15 protein-coding genes are annotated in these 15,293 nt (G+C 72.3%); 6 read left to right on the top strand and 9 right to left on the bottom strand.

The genetic code is table 11. From position 1 onward, the window contains the following. Nucleotides 1-27 precede the first annotated feature (27 nt). On the bottom strand, nucleotides 28-1,044 hold the full coding sequence (locus LVO85_RS06300) for an LLM class F420-dependent oxidoreductase (protein ID WP_232746555.1): 1,017 nt from the start codon (nucleotides 1,042-1,044) through the stop codon (nucleotides 28-30). A gap of 30 nt (nucleotides 1,045-1,074) precedes the next feature. Here LVO85_RS06300 and LVO85_RS06295 point away from each other — a divergent pair, with 30 nt between their 5' ends. Beyond that, a complete protein-coding gene (locus LVO85_RS06295; RefSeq protein WP_232746554.1) occupies nucleotides 1,075-1,518 on the top strand; it encodes a CoA-binding protein in 444 nt (147 codons plus the stop codon). On the opposite strand, the gene purE is transcribed toward LVO85_RS06295, so the two are convergent. Together purE and LVO85_RS06285 are read right to left on the bottom strand one after the other, a co-directional pair. Beyond that, entirely contained in the window at nucleotides 1,508-2,023 is a 516-nt protein-coding gene (purE, locus tag LVO85_RS06290) for a 5-(carboxyamino)imidazole ribonucleotide mutase (RefSeq protein ID WP_232746553.1), read from the bottom strand. The two genes, LVO85_RS06295 and purE, sit on opposite strands and share 11 nt — an antisense overlap. 16 nt (nucleotides 2,024-2,039) lie before the next feature. Then, entirely contained in the window at nucleotides 2,040-3,254 is a 1,215-nt protein-coding gene (locus LVO85_RS06285) for a 5-(carboxyamino)imidazole ribonucleotide synthase (RefSeq protein WP_332875418.1), read from the bottom strand. Between the two features lie 47 nt (nucleotides 3,255-3,301). On the opposite strand from LVO85_RS06285, the gene LVO85_RS06280 reads away from it, so the two are divergent. Next, entirely contained in the window at nucleotides 3,302-3,838 is a 537-nt protein-coding gene (locus LVO85_RS06280; RefSeq protein ID WP_232746551.1) for a GtrA family protein, read from the top strand. Here the strand turns inward: LVO85_RS06280 and LVO85_RS06275 are convergent. From LVO85_RS06275 to LVO85_RS06260, 4 genes are read right to left on the bottom strand one after another with little or no spacing between them, the layout of a single operon-like run. Further along, on the bottom strand, nucleotides 3,784-4,854 hold the full coding sequence (locus LVO85_RS06275; RefSeq protein ID WP_232746550.1) for a sensor histidine kinase: 1,071 nt from the start codon (nucleotides 4,852-4,854) through the stop codon (nucleotides 3,784-3,786). The two genes, LVO85_RS06280 and LVO85_RS06275, sit on opposite strands and share 55 nt — an antisense overlap. 11 nt (nucleotides 4,855-4,865) lie before the next feature. Further along, a complete protein-coding gene (locus LVO85_RS06270) occupies nucleotides 4,866-5,543 on the bottom strand; it encodes a response regulator transcription factor (RefSeq protein ID WP_232746549.1) in 678 nt (225 codons plus the stop codon). Nucleotides 5,544-5,568: 25 nt separating this feature from the next. Continuing rightward, nucleotides 5,569-6,369 carry an enoyl-CoA hydratase/isomerase family protein gene (locus LVO85_RS06265; protein WP_232746548.1) on the bottom strand — a complete coding sequence of 267 codons (801 nt, stop codon included), beginning with the start codon at nucleotides 6,367-6,369 and terminating at the stop codon, nucleotides 5,569-5,571. 29 nt (nucleotides 6,370-6,398) lie between these two features. Beyond that, nucleotides 6,399-7,175: a biotin--[acetyl-CoA-carboxylase] ligase gene (locus LVO85_RS06260; protein ID WP_232746547.1), complete on the bottom strand. Its 777-nt coding sequence runs from the start codon at nucleotides 7,173-7,175 to the stop codon at nucleotides 6,399-6,401. A gap of 24 nt (nucleotides 7,176-7,199) precedes the next feature. Between LVO85_RS06260 and LVO85_RS06255 the strand changes: the two genes are divergently transcribed. The 3 genes from LVO85_RS06255 (at nucleotide 7,200) to LVO85_RS16695 (ending at nucleotide 11,914) form a co-directional block, all read left to right on the top strand. After that, complete coding sequence (locus LVO85_RS06255) at nucleotides 7,200-8,804, top strand: acyl-CoA carboxylase subunit beta (protein ID WP_232746546.1); 1,605 nt, start codon at nucleotides 7,200-7,202, stop codon at nucleotides 8,802-8,804. Then, nucleotides 8,801-9,028 carry an acyl-CoA carboxylase subunit epsilon gene (locus LVO85_RS06250; protein ID WP_232746545.1) on the top strand — a complete coding sequence of 76 codons (228 nt, stop codon included), beginning with the start codon at nucleotides 8,801-8,803 and terminating at the stop codon, nucleotides 9,026-9,028. The genes LVO85_RS06255 and LVO85_RS06250 overlap by 4 nt, the downstream gene beginning before the upstream one ends. Nucleotides 9,029-9,151: 123 nt before the next feature. Further along, nucleotides 9,152-11,914, top strand: a complete 2,763-nt coding sequence (locus LVO85_RS16695) for a S8 family serine peptidase (protein WP_269813043.1) — start codon at nucleotides 9,152-9,154, stop codon at nucleotides 11,912-11,914. 72 nt (nucleotides 11,915-11,986) lie between these two features. On the opposite strand, the gene LVO85_RS06235 is transcribed toward LVO85_RS16695, so the two are convergent. Continuing rightward, a complete protein-coding gene (locus tag LVO85_RS06235; RefSeq protein WP_232746544.1) occupies nucleotides 11,987-12,655 on the bottom strand; it encodes an MOSC domain-containing protein in 669 nt (222 codons plus the stop codon). Nucleotides 12,656-12,682: 27 nt separating this feature from the next. On the opposite strand from LVO85_RS06235, the gene LVO85_RS06230 reads away from it, so the two are divergent. Next, nucleotides 12,683-14,365: a DUF885 domain-containing protein gene (locus tag LVO85_RS06230; RefSeq protein ID WP_232746543.1), complete on the top strand. Its 1,683-nt coding sequence runs from the start codon at nucleotides 12,683-12,685 to the stop codon at nucleotides 14,363-14,365. Between the two features lie 45 nt (nucleotides 14,366-14,410). Here the strand turns inward: LVO85_RS06230 and LVO85_RS06225 are convergent, their stop codons facing one another. Then, the gene (locus tag LVO85_RS06225; protein ID WP_232746542.1) at nucleotides 14,411-15,292 is read right to left on the bottom strand and encodes an FHA domain-containing protein; all 882 of its coding nucleotides are present in this window, start codon (nucleotides 15,290-15,292) and stop codon (nucleotides 14,411-14,413) included. Nucleotide 15,293: the final 1 nt, after the last annotated feature.

The following is a 15,293-nucleotide window of genomic DNA, read 5'->3' as shown; positions in this document are numbered from 1 at the left end:
CACCTTACTCGCCGGTAGGGACAGCTGTCACCGCAGCTCGGGCATGACCTCGTGCTCGAAGAGCTCGATGGCCGAGATGTCGTAGGCCGCCTCGGCGAAGTAGGTGACCGCATAGGTCATCCCGGCGTCCTGCAGCTCGCGCAGGGTCTCCACGACCTGTTCGGGGGTGCCGACCGCGGGGCCGGCGCGCAGCCCGGCGACGACCTCGTCCGCCTTGGCGTCGCTGAGGCCGGCCTCGAGCACCTTGCCCCGGATCATCGCCAGCCGGTCCTCGACCTCGGCCTCGGTGCTGCCGATGACCACGTTGTAGTTGGCGCTGCGGACGATCTCGTCCATGTCCCGCCCGATGTCGGCACAGTGCCCGGCGAGCACCTGGGACTTGTGCCGGAAGCCCTCCAGGGAGCCGTCGAAGTTGGTGTAGTCGGCATACTCGGCCGCGATCCGCAGGGTCTTGCGCTCCCCGCCCCCCGCGACCCACAGGGGTATGCCGTTGCGCGCGGACCCCGCGTGGCTCGTGCCCTGCAGCGGCTGGGGGTGACACAGGGCGCCGTCGACCTGGTAGTGCTCCCCGTCCAGGGTCGCCGACCCGGTGGTCCACATCTGCCGGAAGATCTCCACGCCCTCCCGCAGCCGCGCCAGCCGCTCGCCCGCGGACGGGAAGCCGTAGCCGTAGGCCCGCCACTCGTGCTCGTACCACCCGGCGCCGATGCCCATGTCCAGACGCCCGGCCGAGATGGCGTCGACCGTCGCCGCGACCTTCGCGAGGTAGGTCGGCTCGCGGTAGCTCATGCAGGTGCACATCTGGCCCAGACGGGCCCGGAAGGTCACCACGGCCAGGGCGGACATCAGGCTCCAGGCCTCGTGGGTGGCGTGCTCGCTGGGCTCCGGCACGGTGTGGAAGTGGTCGTACACCCAGATGGACTCCCAGGCGTCGTGGTCGTCGGCCCGGCGGGCCAGGTCGGCGATGACCCCCCACTGGTCCTGCGGGTCGATCCCGACCAGGTCCATCCGCCATCCCTGGGGCACGAAGATTCCGAATCGCATGCGCTCAACCTACTCCGCCACACTGGTCCCATGACGACCGCACCAGCCCCCCACCAGAACGACCCCGCCGTCATCACGCGGGTCCTCACCACGCCCGGCACCTGGGCCGTGGTGGGCCTGTCCGGCAACACCTCCCGCACCGCCTACGGGGTCTCACGCTTCCTGCAGGACCAGGGCCACCGACTGGTCCCCGTGCACCCGCGTGCGGAGACCGTGCACGGGGAGACCGGCTACGCGCGGCTCGCCGACATCCCCGACGGCCCGGTCGAGGTGGTCGACTTCTTCGTCAACTCCGCGCGGGTGGGTCGCTGCGTGGACGAGGCGGTCGAGCAGCGGGAGCGCCTCGGCATACGCACCCTGTGGCTGCAGCTCGGCGTCGTGGACGAGGAGGCCGCCCAGCGGGCGCAGCAGGCCGGTCTGGAGGTCGTGATGGACACGTGCCCGATGATCGAGTGGCCCCGTCTCAGTCGCTGACCCGCGAGCGGAGCCGCTCCCCCTTGGCCTGGGCCAGCACGCGCAGCTCGTCGGCGAAGACCTCGAGACGACCGCGCAGCGCGAGAGCCTCCTCGTCGGTGCCGGCCGCGAGGATCCGCGCGGCCAGCAGGCCGGCGTTCCGGGCGCCCCCGATCGACACGGTGGCCACCGGGATCCCGGCGGGCATCTGCACGATCGACAGCAGCGAGTCCATGCCGTCCAGGTGCTTCAGCGGCACCGGCACCCCGATGACCGGCAGCACCGTCACGGAGGCGAGCATGCCGGGCAGGTGGGCCGCTCCCCCGGCGCCGGCGATGACGACCCGGAGCCCACGCCCGGCGGCCGACCGGCCGTAGTCGACCATCTCCACGGGCATGCGGTGGGCGGAGACGACGTCGGCCTCGTAGCCCACGTCGAGCTCGTCGAGCACCAGCGCAGCCTGCTCCATCACCGGCCAGTCGCTGTCACTGCCCATGACCAGCCCCACCGGGACCTGTCCGCTCATCGGCCTCGCACCGCCCTCACTCGTCGATCACCCCGCGCAGGTAGTCGGCAGCGTGCCCGGCGCGCTCCCGCAGGTGGGTCAGGTCGTCGCCGTACACGGTGACATGGCCGATCTTCCTGCCCGGCCGCACGCCCTTGCCGTAGAGGTGGACCCGCAGCCCCGGGTCGCGCGCCATGAGGTGCCGGTAGGTGGGGTAGAGGTCGGGCTGCTCCCCCCCGAGCACGTTGGCCATGACCGCCCACCGCTCCCGCGGCGAGGTCTGCCCCAGCGGCAGGTCCAGCACCGCCCTCAGGTGCTGCTCGAACTGGCTCGTCACCGCCCCGTCGATGGTCCAGTGCCCGCTGTTGTGCGGGCGCATCGCCAGCTCGTTGACCAGGTATGCCGGGGCACCGGTCGCCGGGTCGGTCACCTCGAAGATCTCGACCGCCAGGATGCCGGTCACGTCGAGCTCGCCGGCGATGCGCAGCGCGGCCTCGGCGCAGGTGACCGCCAGGTCGTCGTCGAGGTCCGGCGCCGGCGCCAGCACCTCGGTGCAGATGCCGTCGGTCTGGACGGTCTCCACGACGGGGTAGGCCGCCGCCTGCCCGCTGGGGCTGCGTGCGACCACAGCGGCCAGCTCGCGGCGGAAGCCGACGGCCTCCTCGAGCAGGATGCCGTCGGCCAGCGGCCCCGGCTCACCGACCACGGCCAGCCAGTCCGACAGGTCGGCGGCCGCGCGCACCAGGCGCACCCCCTTGCCGTCGTAGCCCCCGCGCGGGGTCTTGGCGACCACCGGCCAGCCGACCCGGTCACCGAACGCCTGGACCTCGTCCTGGCTGCGCGCGGCGGACCACCGGGGGCACGGGATGCCGAGCTCGGTGAGCCGCCTGCGCATGGCGAGCTTGTCCTGAGCGAACAGCAGCGCCTCGGGTGAGGGGTGCAGGCTGGTCCCGTCCTCGACAAGGGCCCGCAGCACGTGCGCAGGGACGTGCTCGTGGTCGAAGGTGACGACGTCGCACGAGCGGGCGAAGGCCCGCACGGCCTCGACGTCGGCGTGGTCACCGACCGGGCTGTGCGGCACCACCAGCGCCGCCGATCCCGTCGAGGTCTCGGCCAGCACCGAGAGGGTGAGCGACAGCGCGACGGCCGGCGGCTGGCACATCCTGGCCAGCTGGCCCCCGCCGATGATGCCGACGACGGGGAAGCCCCCCTCTGCGCGCAGCGGCGGGTTCGGGTCCTCGGACGCGGGCACACCAGTCACGACCGCACAGCCTAGCCTCCACGACGTATGCTGCGAGAATGCCCGGCCCGTTCTCCACCCTGCTGCAGCGTGCCCGCGGTGTCTACGACCTGCTGGCCCTGGAGGTGGGCAAGTTCGGGTTGATCGGGCTGGGCGCGTTCGTCATCGACACCACGCTCTACAACCTGGTGGTCTTCGGCGTCCCGGGCACCCCCGGGGTGGGCCCGATGCACGACATCCCGCTGCGTGCCAAGATCCTCGCGACTGCGATCGCGATGGTGTTCGCGTGGCTGGGCAACCGCTACTGGACCTTCCGCCATCGGCGTCGCAGCCGCAAGTCGCACGAGTTCGTGCTCTTCGTCGTGTTCAACGTGCTGGGCCTGGCGATCGCCCTGGCCTGCCTGGGCTTCTCGCGCTACGTCCTCGGCCTGGACAGCCAGCTCGCCGACAACGTCAGCGCCAACGGCATCGGCCTGGTGCTGGGCACCGTCTTCCGGTTCTGGGCCTACCGCACCTACGTGTTCTCCCACGTCGGGGACGCTCAGGGCGCGGGGGCCATGGAGACGTACAGCACGAACACCGCCGGCGACGCCTGAGCCAGCTCGAGGCGTCCCCCGAAGGACTCAGCGGTCTCCCGGGCGACCGCCAGGCCCAGACCCGTCCCCGCCCCGCTCGTGACGGCACGGTCGAAGACGTGACGGGCGAGGTCGACGTCGATGCCCGGGCCCTCGTCCCGGACCTCGATCATGGCCGAGGGACCGCTGCGGACGGCCGAGACGGTGAGCAGGCCGGCCCCGTGCTGCAGGGCGTTCTCGACGAGCGTGTTGAGGATCTGGGAGATCGCCGACGCGCTCGAGCGCACGATCATGGCGCGCTCGGCACTCACCACGATGGAGCGCCCGGCCGCCTCGAAGGCCGGTGCCCACTCCTGCTCCAGCCCGGACAGCACCGTGTCGAGCGACACGGACCGGCCACCGTCGGCGTGGCCCGCCCGGGTGCGGTGCAGCAGGTCGTCGACGACCCCCGCGAGCCGCTCGGTCTGGCCGATGGCGACGTCCGCCTCCACCTTCGCCTCGGCGAGGTCGTCGGTGTGCACGATCTCCTCCAGCCGCATCAGCAGTGCGGCGAGGGGGGTGCGGAGCTGGTGGGAGGCGTCCGCGGCGAACGACCGCTCGGCGGACAGGGCCCGGGACAGCGCCCGGTGGTTGCGCTCCAGGATGCGGCCGACGGTGTCGACCTCGGCGACCCCCGTCTGCCAGTCGTCCTCCCCACGCCCGAGCTGCTGGTCCAGGCCTGCCACCGGGTCGATCGAGAAGCCACCGGCACCGAAGTCGTCGGCCCGTTGCGCCAGCCGCTGCATGGCCCTGGTCAGGGTGCCGGCCGTGCGGTCGGCCAGGGCCGTCGCGCTGGCCAGGGTGACGAGCGCCGTGACCACCACCGTGATGACCAGGGCCCCCGCGATCCACCAGCCCGGCACCGGCGGTCGACCCTGGTCGTTGCGCAGCTGCTCCTCCGCCAGCAGCAGGCCGGCGGCGAGCGCGCCGACCAGCAGGGCCGTCCCGGCACCGATGCCGGCCCCCTGCAGCGCGGTCCGGCGCACCAGCTGCCGCATGCCGGTGCCGGTCAGCGCTCCGGCTCGTTCTGGAAACGGAAGCCCACACCGCGCACGGTGACGATGTGCCGGGGGCGGTTGGCGTCGTCGCCGAGCTTGCGGCGCAGGACGGAGATGTGCATGTCCAGGGTCTTGGTGGAGCCGAACCAGCTGTCCCAGACCTCGCGCATGAGGGCCTCGCGGGAGACGACGCGCCCCTCCTCGCGGGTGAGCACCCGGAGCAGGTCGAACTCCTTGGCCGTCAGCGCCAGCTCCTGGCCGTCGAAGAACGCCCGGCGCGCCTTGATGTCGATGACCACGGGCCGGTCCCCCGCCTGCTGGCTGTCGGTGCCCCGTCGCAGCAGGGCACGCACCCGAGCGAGGAGCTCGGCCAGGCGGAAGGGCTTCGTGACGTAGTCGTCGGCGCCGGCGTCCAGGCCGACGACCGTGTCCACCTCGTCGCCGCGCGCCGTGAGGATCAGGACCGGGGCGGTCAGCCCTTCCTGGCGGATCCGGCGGCACACCTCCAGCCCGTCCAGGTAGGGCAGCCCCAGGTCCAGCACCACCAGGTCAGGGGTCTCCTGCTCGGCCAGCGTCAGGGCCGCGCGCCCGTCGGGGGCGACGTCCACGACGTAGCCCTCGCGACGCAGCGCGCGGGCCAGCGGTTCGGAGATGGTCTCGTCGTCCTCAGCCAGCAGTACCCGGGTCATGGGGACGATGATACGGACGTGACGCTCAGATGCCCGGCCATCGGGGCGCGCGCTTCTCCGCGAAGGCCGCCACCCCTTCCCGGCGGTCGCCGGAGAAGGCGGTGGCACGCCAGCACGCGTCCTCCACCTCGAGCCCGGTGGTGAGGTCCACGTCCGAGCCCAGACGCATGGCCCGCTTCGCGTTGCGCACCCCCACCGGGGAGTGTCGGGCGACGAGCGCGGCCAGCGCCAGCGCGCGCTCGCGTGCGCTTCCCGCCGGCACGACCTCGTCGACGACCCCGAGCCGGCCCGCCTCGTCGGCGGGCACCTTGCGCGCGGTGAAGATGAGCGAGGCCGCCCGCGACCAGCCGACCCGACGGGTGAGCAGCTGGGTGCCTCCCCCACCGGGGACCACCCCCACGGACACCTCCGGCAGGCCCAGGGTGGCCCGCTCGCCGGCGACGATGAGGTCACACGACAGGGCCAGCTCCATCCCTCCGCCCAGCGCATAGCCCTCGACCGCGGCGACGGCCGGCACGGGCAGCGCCAGCACCCCGCCGTAGGCGCCTCGGGTGACCGGGCGCTGGGCCATCAGGTCGGCGTCGGTGAAGCCGTTGCGCTCCTTGAGGTCGGCGCCCACACAGAACGAGGTGGGGTGGGTGCTCGTCAGCACGACGGCGCGCACCGTCGGGTCGGCGGCGAGCCGGCCGGTGACCGTGGCGATCTCCTCCGCGAAGGCGGTGGAGATGGCGTTCAGGGCCTCGGGCCGGTCCAGGGCGAGCTCCACCACGTGCCCCTCGTCGCCGTGCCGGGTCAGCTGCAACATCGTCGGTGCGGTCTGCGTCATGCCCGGCAGGCTATCGCCGCCGGCCGGGGTCAGCGCTCCGTCGACCGGTCGTGGCGCAGGTGGACGACGTCACCGGCGTGGTGTGCGCGCGTCCCCGTCGCGCTCTGGACGAGCAGCGCACCGGAGTCGTCCAGGCCCACGGCCCGGCCCTCCTCGGTGCTGCCGTCGGGCAGGTGGACACGCACCGGCTGCCCGAGCGTGCGGCACCGCCGCGCGTAGGCGGCCCGAAGCGCTGCGGGGTCGCGCTCCAGCAGGTCCAGGAGCCCGTCGAGCGCACGCAGGTAGTCCTGCAGCCACGCCTGCCTGGCCGACGGCGGCAGGGACTCGCTGCCGCACGCCAAGCGCCAGGAGGTCGCAGTCGGCACCGGCAGGTCCTCGCGGTCCTGGTCGAGGTTGATCCCCGTGCCGAGGACCACCACCGGCCCGGGTGCGGAGGCCGCGGGCACCACCTGAGCCAGGATGCCGCACACCTTGCGCCACTGACCGTCCTGCGGCACCAGCACGTCGTTGGGCCACTTGAGAGCGGCCGGGACGGCATACGGTCCCGCGCCGAGGGCCTGCACGACGGCGAGACCCGTGAGCAGCGGCACCCACCCGACGACCTCCGGCCGCGGTGCCGGCAGGGCGACGCTCACCGCCAGCGCGGCTCCTGGTGGCGCGCTCCAGGTGCGTCCTCGCCGACCCTGCCCGGCACTCTGGTGCTCGGCGACGACCACCCGCCCGGGGCGGGGGTCGCGCAGCAGCGCGCTCTGGGTGGAGTCGATGGTCCGATGCCACTCGGGGCGTGCCCATCGGTGTGCTTGCACGCGGAGAAGACTAAGTTGTCCGGCATGACCGACTCCAGCACCGAGGGCACGCCGGACATGCGGACCACTGCAGGACGCCTTGCGGACTACCGCCGTCGCATCGACGAGGCGGTCCACGCGGGCTCGGCCCGGGCCGTGGAGAAGCAGCACGCCAAGGGCAAGCAGACCGCGCGTGAGCGCATCGACCAGCTGCTCGACGAGGGCTCGTTCACCGAGCTCGACGAGCTGGCCAGACACCGTTCGGTGGCCTTCGGGCAGGACGCCGACCGCCCCTACGGCGACGGCGTCGTGACCGGCTACGGCACCGTCGACGGGCGGCCCGTGGCCGTCTACGCCCAGGACTTCACGGTCTTCGGCGGGTCCCTGGGCGAGGTCTTCGGCGAGAAGATCGTCAAGGTGATGGACCTGGCGATGAAGGTCGGGTGCCCGGTCGTCGGCATCAACGACTCCGGCGGCGCCCGGATCCAGGAAGGGGTGGTGGCCCTCGGCCTCTACGCCGAGATCTTCCGCCGCAACGTGCACGCGTCCGGGGTCGTCCCGCAGATCTCGCTGGTGATGGGCCCGTGTGCCGGGGGCGCGGTCTACTCCCCCGCCATCACCGACTTCGTCGTCATGGTCGACAAGACCTCGCACATGTTCATCACGGGTCCCGACGTCATCAAGACGGTGACCGGCGAGGACGTCACCTTCGAGGACCTCGGTGGCGCGGTGTCGCACAACACCCGCTCCGGCGTGGCCCACTACGCGGCACAGGACGAGGCGGACGCGATCGCCTACGTGCAGGACCTCCTCGCGCACCTGCCGCAGAACAACCTGGAGGAGCCGCCCGCCTTCGACACGGTGGTCGACCTGGAGGTCACCGCCGACGACGAGGAGCTCGACACCCTCGTCCCGGACTCCCCCAACATGCCGTACGACATGAGGACGGTCGTCGAGCACGTCGTCGACGACGGCGACTTCCTGGAGGTCCAGGCGCTCTTCGCCCCCAACATCGTGGTCGGCTTCGGCCGGGTCGAGGGACACAGCGTGGGCATCGTCGCCAACCAGCCGATGCAGTTCGCGGGCACCCTCGACATCGACGCCTCGGAGAAGGCAGCCCGCTTCGTGCGCACCTGCGACGCGTTCAACATCCCGATCCTCACCTTCGTCGACGTGCCCGGCTTCCTGCCCGGCACCGACCAGGAGTGGGGAGGCATCATCCGGCGCGGGGCCAAGCTGCTCTACGCGTATGCCGAGGCGACCGTCCCCCTGGTCACGGTGATCACCCGCAAGGCCTACGGGGGCGCCTACGACGTGATGGGCTCCAAGCACCTCGGGGCCGACATCAACCTGGCCTGGCCCACCGCCCAGATCGCCGTCATGGGCGCTCAGGGCGCGGCCAACATCCTCTACCGCCGGCAGCTGCAGCAGGTGGCGGCCGAGGGAGGCGACGTCGACGCGGAGCGTGCCCGCCGCATCCAGGAGTACGAGGACACGCTGGCCAACCCCTACATCGCGGCGGAGCGCGGCTACGTCGACGCCGTGATCGCGCCGTCGATGACGCGGGTCCAGGTCACCAAGGCCCTGCGCACCCTGCGCACCAAACGGGCCAACCGCCCGCCCAAGAAGCACGGGAACATCCCGCTGTGAGCACCGACCAGCCCGCGACGGTCCTGCGGATCGCAGGGTCACCGACACCGGAGGAGACGGCCGCCGTCGTCGCCGTGCTGAGCGCGCTGGGCGCCGGCTCCGGCGAGCCGACCGGTCCGGCGGCGTCGGGCCGGCGTGGCCTGTGGAACGCCCGCTCCCGCGCAGCCCGGCCCCGGCTGAGCCCCGGGCCGGGGGCATGGAAAGGCTCGGCGCTGCCGCGCTGACGAGGTTACCTTTCGGTAACGATCGGTTCAGGAGAAGGTAAAGACATCGTCCGAACGGTTGCGATGTGACGTGGATCATGGACGATAACGGGGCACCGTCATATCCATCCAAGGGAGCAGTTCATGCCACACACCCCCCATTCCCGGTGGGCTCGACGAGCCCTCGGAGGTCTCGGCGCCGCGGCGCTGATGGCCGCCACCCTGGCGCCCGGAGCGTCCGGGGCCGACCCCGACGAGCCGGCCTTCCTGGGCAGCGCCGAGGACCTCGGCGTCGTCCACCCGGGCGGCGACGAGGGCAAGGCGCACACCCAGTCGGACGCCTGGTTCGTGCAGCTCAAGGGACAGCCCACCGCCACAGGGGGCAACGCGTCCTCCGTCAAGGCCACGCAGCGACAGTTCGAGCGCGAGGCGCGTGCCGCAGGCGCGGACCTCGAGGTCACCCGCAGCTACGGCAAGGTCTGGCAGGGAGTCGCCGTGAAGGGCTCCGAGGCCGACGTGCGCAAGGCCGCCCGGACCTCGCAGGTCGAGGCGGTCTTCCCGGTCGAGGTCATCGAGGCGCCCGCGCCCGAGCAGGGCGAGCAGCCCGACATGGCCTACGCCGTCGGCATGACCGGCGCGGACGTCGCGCAGAGCGAGCTGGGCCTCACCGGTGAGGGCGTCAAGGTCGCCGTCATGGACACCGGCATCGACTACGACCACCCCGACTTCGGCGGCAACGGCGCGGACGGCAGCACCGGCTTCCCGACCGAGCGGGTCGCCTACGGCTACGACTTCGTGGGCGACAGCTACAACGCCGACTCCTCCAGCGAGGACTACCAGCCGGTCCCGCAGCCCGACGGTGACCCGGACGACTGCCAGGGCCACGGCACGCACGTGGCCGGCATCGTCGGCGCCGACGGCGAGCAGGTGGGTGTGGCCCCCGGGTCGACGCTCGGCGCCTACCGGGTCTTCGGGTGCGAGGGCTCCACGACCGCCGACATCATGCTCGCCGCCATGGAGCGGGCCTACGACGACGGCATGGACGTGCTCAACATGAGCATCGGGTCCGCCTTCTCGACCTGGAAGCAGTACCCGACCGCCGCCGGTGCCGACGCTCTCGTCGAGGCCGGCATGGTGGTCGTCGCCTCCATCGGCAACTCCGGTGCCGCCGGCACCTGGTCGGCCGGCTCCCCGGGTGTGGGCGAGCACGTGATCGGGGTCGCGTCCTACGACAACGAGTTCTTCACCGCCAACGCCTTCACGGTCAGCCCCGACGACCGCGCGGTCCCGTATGTCGTGGGGTCACCGGCGCCGGAGCCCCCCACCGAGGGCACCGCAACCCTGTCGCGCCTCGGTGCGCCGGGGTCGGCCGAGGCGCAGGCCTGTGACCCGATGGACGAGGGCCTCCTTGACGGCACCGTCGTGCTCATCGAGCGCGGCGTGTGCACCTTCCACCAGAAGGCCGTGAACGCCCAGGACGCCGGTGCCGAGGGCGTCGTGCTCTACAACAACGCTGCCGGCTACATCAACCCGTCGCTGTCGGGTGACCCGGCCGTCACCATCCCCTTCGTCTCGATCTCCCGGGCCGACGGCATCCTGATCGACGAGCGCATCGTCGACGGCGGCGCGGAGATGACGTGGACCGACGAGACCGCCACGGCCCCGAGCCCGACCGGCGGCCTCATCTCCAGCTTCAGCTCCTACGGGATGAGCGCCGAGCTCGAGCTCAAGCCCGACCTCGGGGCCCCCGGTGGCCAGATCTACGCCACCTACCCGCTGGAGAAGGGCGGCTACGCCACCCTGTCCGGCACCTCGATGTCTTCGCCGCACGTGGCCGGCGCCGTGGCCCTCCTGCTCGAGGAGAAGCCCGACACCGAGGCGCACGACGTGCGTGCCATGCTGCAGAACCACGCCGACCCCGCGGAGTGGAACCTCGCGCCCGGTGCCGGCTACATCGAGCCCGTGCACCGCCAGGGTGCCGGCATGCTCGACATCGACGACACGATCCTGGCGACCACCTCGGTCACCCCGGGCAAGCTGTCGCTCGGCGAGAGCGCCGCGGGCGGGCACGAGGTCACGATGACCCTGCACAACGAGGGCGCCGAGGCGGTGACCTATGACGTCGGGCACGTCGGCGCGCTGTCGACCGGTGGGCTCGACCCCAACGACCCCGGGTACTACGGTCCCCTCGGATCGATGGATGGCCCCGAGTCGGTCAACGTCCCCTCCGGCGGCAGCAGCGAGGTCACGGTGACCATCCAGGACACCGGTGAGAACGCCCTCGCGCAGTACGGCGGCTACGTCACCTTCACGTCGGAGACCTCCGGCACGCTGCGGGTGCCGTACGCCGGCTTCGACGGCGACTACCAGGAGCTGCCGGTGCTGGAGCACCCGACGTTCCCGGCCCTGGCCCAGCTCACCGGCTGCGACCGCCTCATCGGCGTCGACTGCACCATGAACGGCAGCTGGGACCTGGCCGACGAGGGCACCGTCTTCACGATGGAGGATGGCGACGTGCCGACCGCCGCGGTGCACCTGCGGCACCCGGCCCGGTCGGCCACCTTCGAGGTCTACGAGGCCAACGCCGACGGCACCAAGGGCGACCTGGTGCACCCGGCGTTCCCCGTGGTCATGGAAGGCGACTACCTCGCTCGCTCGGGCAGCGCCGACGGCTTCTCGGCCTGGGCGTGGGACGGCACCCGGGACCACAACCAGGGCAACGACAAGCGCAAGACGGTGCCCGACGGCGACTACATCCTGGAGCTCACGGTCGTGAAGGCCCTGGGTGACGCGAGCAACCCGGACCACGTCGAGACGTGGACCAGCCCGTCGTTCACCATCGACCGTCCGGACAGCGCTCCGGGCAACAGCGGTGGCAAGGGCAAGGGGAAGGGGAAGGGCAACTGACCCCTGGCACCTCGCGGTGACACCGGCGGCCCGCCTCCCCCTCGGGAGGCGGGCCGCCTGCGTGTGCGGCCGTCAGTGGCTGCGCCGGCGGAGCGAGCGCTCGAGCTCGGCGTGGTCGTCCGGGTGCAGGCAGCCGGCCACCAGGAGTGCGGCCGCCAGGTCCCGCTCCCCCATGAAGGCCGCGAAGGCGTCCATGACGTCCAGACCGTGCTGCGGCGGCTCGCCGGGCACGACCGGGTCACCCGGGCGCAGGGTGCCGGGCACCTCCACCGCCAGGTAGGCCCCGGGTCGGCCCCGTTCGGTGAAGCGGCGCACCCACGCCGGCTCCCCCATCCGGACGGCGAAGGTTTGGCACGGGATGCGAGGCCCGCAGACCCGCAGGACGACCCGGTCACCGACCTGCCATCGCTGTCCCAGGACGGCGGCGTCCACGTCGATGCCCTCCGTGGTGAGGTTCTCGCCGAACATCCCGTCGGGCAGGTCGCGGCCGAGCTCCGCCGACCAGGCGTCCAGCTCCTCCCGCGCCAGGGCATACACGGCCTGCTGGTCGCCTCCGTGGTGCCGCAGGTTGCCGATGACGTCACCGGCCACGCCGCTGCCGCCGCCGTCCCGCTTGGGGCCAGGGGCGCGCACCTCGATGGACCGCACGGGTGCCGTGTCGATGCCGGTCACCCCCGTGGAGGCCTCCGGCATGGGGTGGGCCCGCCCCGTGTTGACCGACCTGATCCGAGCACTCGCCATGCCGACGAACGTAGTACGTTCGGGACCGTGACCGAGCAGACCCGAGACCGGACCGAGATCGACCGCATCGCCGATGCCCACCTGGACACCTCCGTGGAGCTGAGCCCGCTGGAGGCGACCTACCTGGGGGTGCCCGGGGCGGACGACCGCATCGACGACCTGTCCATCGAAGGCGTGCGCGCGCGCGTCGACCTGGCCCGGCGGACCCTGCACGCCCTGGACGGTGCCGACCCGGTGGACGACGTCGACCGGGTCACCGTGGCGGCGCTGCGCGAGCGTCTGGGGCTGGAGGTCGAGACCGGCGAGCGGATGCTGCAGGGCGTCGACCCCATGGAGCTCAACGTCATCGCCTCGCCCGTCCAGGCTGTGCGCGACATCTTCGACCTCATGCGCAAGGACGACGCCGCCGACTGGGGTGTCGTGACGGCCCGGCTGCGGGCGGTCCCGGTCGCGCTGGAGCAGTACGCCTCGGCGCTGCGCTACTCTTCCGACCGAGGAGCCATCGCCCCCCGCCGCCAGGTCGACAAGGTCGCCGAGCAGTGCCGGGAGCAGGCCGGTGCGGACAGCACCTTCCGCATGCTCCTGAGTGAGGCGGGCGGGCAGGACGAGGAGCTGCGGGACGACCTGTCCGCGGCGGTCGACGCCGCCTGTGCGGCATACGGTCGTCTGGCGCAGGCCCTCACCGAGGAGCTCCTGGACGATGCCCCCGTCTCCGACGCCGCGGGCACGGAGCGCTACCGGCTCATGTCGCGCAGCTTCCTCGGCGCGGACATCGACCTCGCCGAGACCTACCGCTGGGGGCAGGAGGAGCTGGCCCGCATCACCGCTCTCATGGAGGAGACGGCTGACCGGGTGCGCCCCGGCGCCAGTGTGAAGGAGGCCGTCGCGCTGCTGGACCAGGACGAGCGCTACCAGCTGCACGGCACCGAGGCCCTGCGCGAGTGGATGCAGGTCAAGGCGGACGAGGCGGTCGCCGACCTCGGGGACGTCCACTTCGACATCCCGGAGCCCATCCGTCGCATCGAGTGCCTGATCGCACCCAGCCAGACCGGCGGCATCTACTACACGGCTCCCTCCGAGGACTTCAGCCGGCCGGGCCGGATGTGGTGGTCGGTGCCCAAGGGCCTCACCGAGTTCAGCACCTGGCGCGAGCTGACCACCGTCTACCACGAGGGCGTCCCCGGTCACCACCTGCAGATCGGGCAGACCGTCTACCGCAGCAGCCTGCTCAACCGCTGGCGCCGGCTGGCCTCGTTCACCTCGGGGCACGGCGAGGGCTGGGCGCTCTACGCCGAGTGGCTCATGGCCGACCTCGGCTACATGGACGACCCAGGCATGCGGATGGGCCTCCTGGACGGCCAGTCGCTGCGGGCAGCACGGGTGGTCCTCGACATCGGGGTGCACTGCGGCTTCGAGGCCCCCGACGAGGTGGGCGGCGGCGAGTGGACCTACGACAAGGCCTGGGAGTTCCTCAACGACCACGTCAACATGGACGAGGGCTTCGTGCGGTTCGAGCTCGACCGCTACCTGGGCTGGCCCGGCCAGGCGCCGTCCTACAAGGTGGGTGAGCGCCTGTGGCTCGAGCTCCGCGACGAGCTGCGACGCCGCGAGGGTGACGCCTTCGACCTGAAGGCCTTCCACCGCCGCGCGCTCGACATCGGCGGGGTGGGGCTGGACACCCTGCGGGCAGCGCTGCTGGACGAGCTCTGACCCTGCAGGAGCCACGACCCGGTGCGCGGGGGCCCTGCCCTGACGCTACCGGTAGGTGGTGGGACGCTCCTGCGGCCGCTGGTCGCTGAACTCCCCGCCCTCCCGGCCACCGAAGGGCCGGCCGTGGTCGGCGAACTCCTCGCGGGCGTAGGACATCGTCCACTCCCCCAGCTGCACCCGCGAGCCTGTACGCAGCACCTGGGTGTCGGCCTGCGCCCCGTTGACCCGGGTCGGCTCCGCGCCACCGAGCGCGTGCAGGAAGTACTCGTCGTCCTCGGCCCGGCGACGCACCTCGGCGTGCTGGGGCTGCAGGCCCTCGAGCACCAGGTCGTTGGTCGGGTCGCTGCCGATGGTGGTCGTGCCCCGGGCGAGGTAGTAGACACGCCGGGTCGCGCCCACCACGGGGGCCTGCGAGACGGAGAAGACCAGTCTGGGCCGGCCGCCCCCGCGCGGGTCGTGGGTGGTCGTGATGCGCCGTCGGCGGTAGCGGAAGGTCGGTGCGGGAGGCCAGGGCGTGCCCGGTGGCAGCAGGTCCGCCAACGACGGGCCGCCGGTGACCCTGCCCCGGCTGCGCAGGAGGGCCCGCGCCTGCCCCAGGTCGTCGATCCGCAGGTGCGGCGACCGGATCGCCAGTCGCTGGAGCACAGGCACCTTGACGGCCCCGAGGGTCAGCACACGACCCTCGGGACCGTTCAGGGACACGCTGAGGCCATGGTCGGCCAGCTGCTTGGCGATCGTGCGGGCGGTGGCTGCGGACCCCCGCATGGTCGTGCCGGGCGCGAGCGACTCCAGCCGGTCCACGGTGATGTCGACGTGGGTGCCGTCCGCCGTGACGGTCCCCTGGACGACCGTGCCCTCCTGCCCGTCGACGGGTGGGTTGCTGACCGAGAAGGTCAGGTCGGCGTCCAGTCGCAGCTGCCGCGTCATG

The organism is Ornithinimicrobium sediminis (assembly GCF_021272345.1).
Lineage (GTDB): Bacteria > Actinomycetota > Actinomycetes > Actinomycetales > Dermatophilaceae > Ornithinicoccus > Ornithinicoccus sediminis_B.
Note: the sequence above shows the minus strand (reverse complement) of the source record. Positions and strands in the feature narration are given on the sequence as shown.

Coding starts and splice junctions, on each gene's coding strand:
- LVO85_RS06300 (WP_232746555.1), bottom strand. CDS start 1,044: ATGCGATTCGGAATCTTCGTGCCCCAGGGATGGCGGATGGACCTGGTC.
- LVO85_RS06295 (WP_232746554.1), top strand. CDS start 1,075: ATGACGACCGCACCAGCCCCCCACCAGAACGACCCCGCCGTCATCACG.
- purE (WP_232746553.1), bottom strand. CDS start 2,023: ATGAGCGGACAGGTCCCGGTGGGGCTGGTCATGGGCAGTGACAGCGAC.
- LVO85_RS06280 (WP_232746551.1), top strand. CDS start 3,302: ATGCCCGGCCCGTTCTCCACCCTGCTGCAGCGTGCCCGCGGTGTCTAC.
- LVO85_RS06275 (WP_232746550.1), bottom strand. CDS start 4,854: ATGCGGCAGCTGGTGCGCCGGACCGCGCTGCAGGGGGCCGGCATCGGT.
- LVO85_RS06270 (WP_232746549.1), bottom strand. CDS start 5,543: ATGACCCGGGTACTGCTGGCTGAGGACGACGAGACCATCTCCGAACCG.
- LVO85_RS06265 (WP_232746548.1), bottom strand. CDS start 6,369: ATGACGCAGACCGCACCGACGATGTTGCAGCTGACCCGGCACGGCGAC.
- LVO85_RS06255 (WP_232746546.1), top strand. CDS start 7,200: ATGACCGACTCCAGCACCGAGGGCACGCCGGACATGCGGACCACTGCA.
- LVO85_RS16695 (WP_269813043.1), top strand. CDS start 9,152: ATGCCACACACCCCCCATTCCCGGTGGGCTCGACGAGCCCTCGGAGGT.
- LVO85_RS06235 (WP_232746544.1), bottom strand. CDS start 12,655: ATGGCGAGTGCTCGGATCAGGTCGGTCAACACGGGGCGGGCCCACCCC.
- LVO85_RS06225 (WP_232746542.1), bottom strand. CDS start 15,292: ATGACGCGGCAGCTGCGACTGGACGCCGACCTGACCTTCTCGGTCAGC.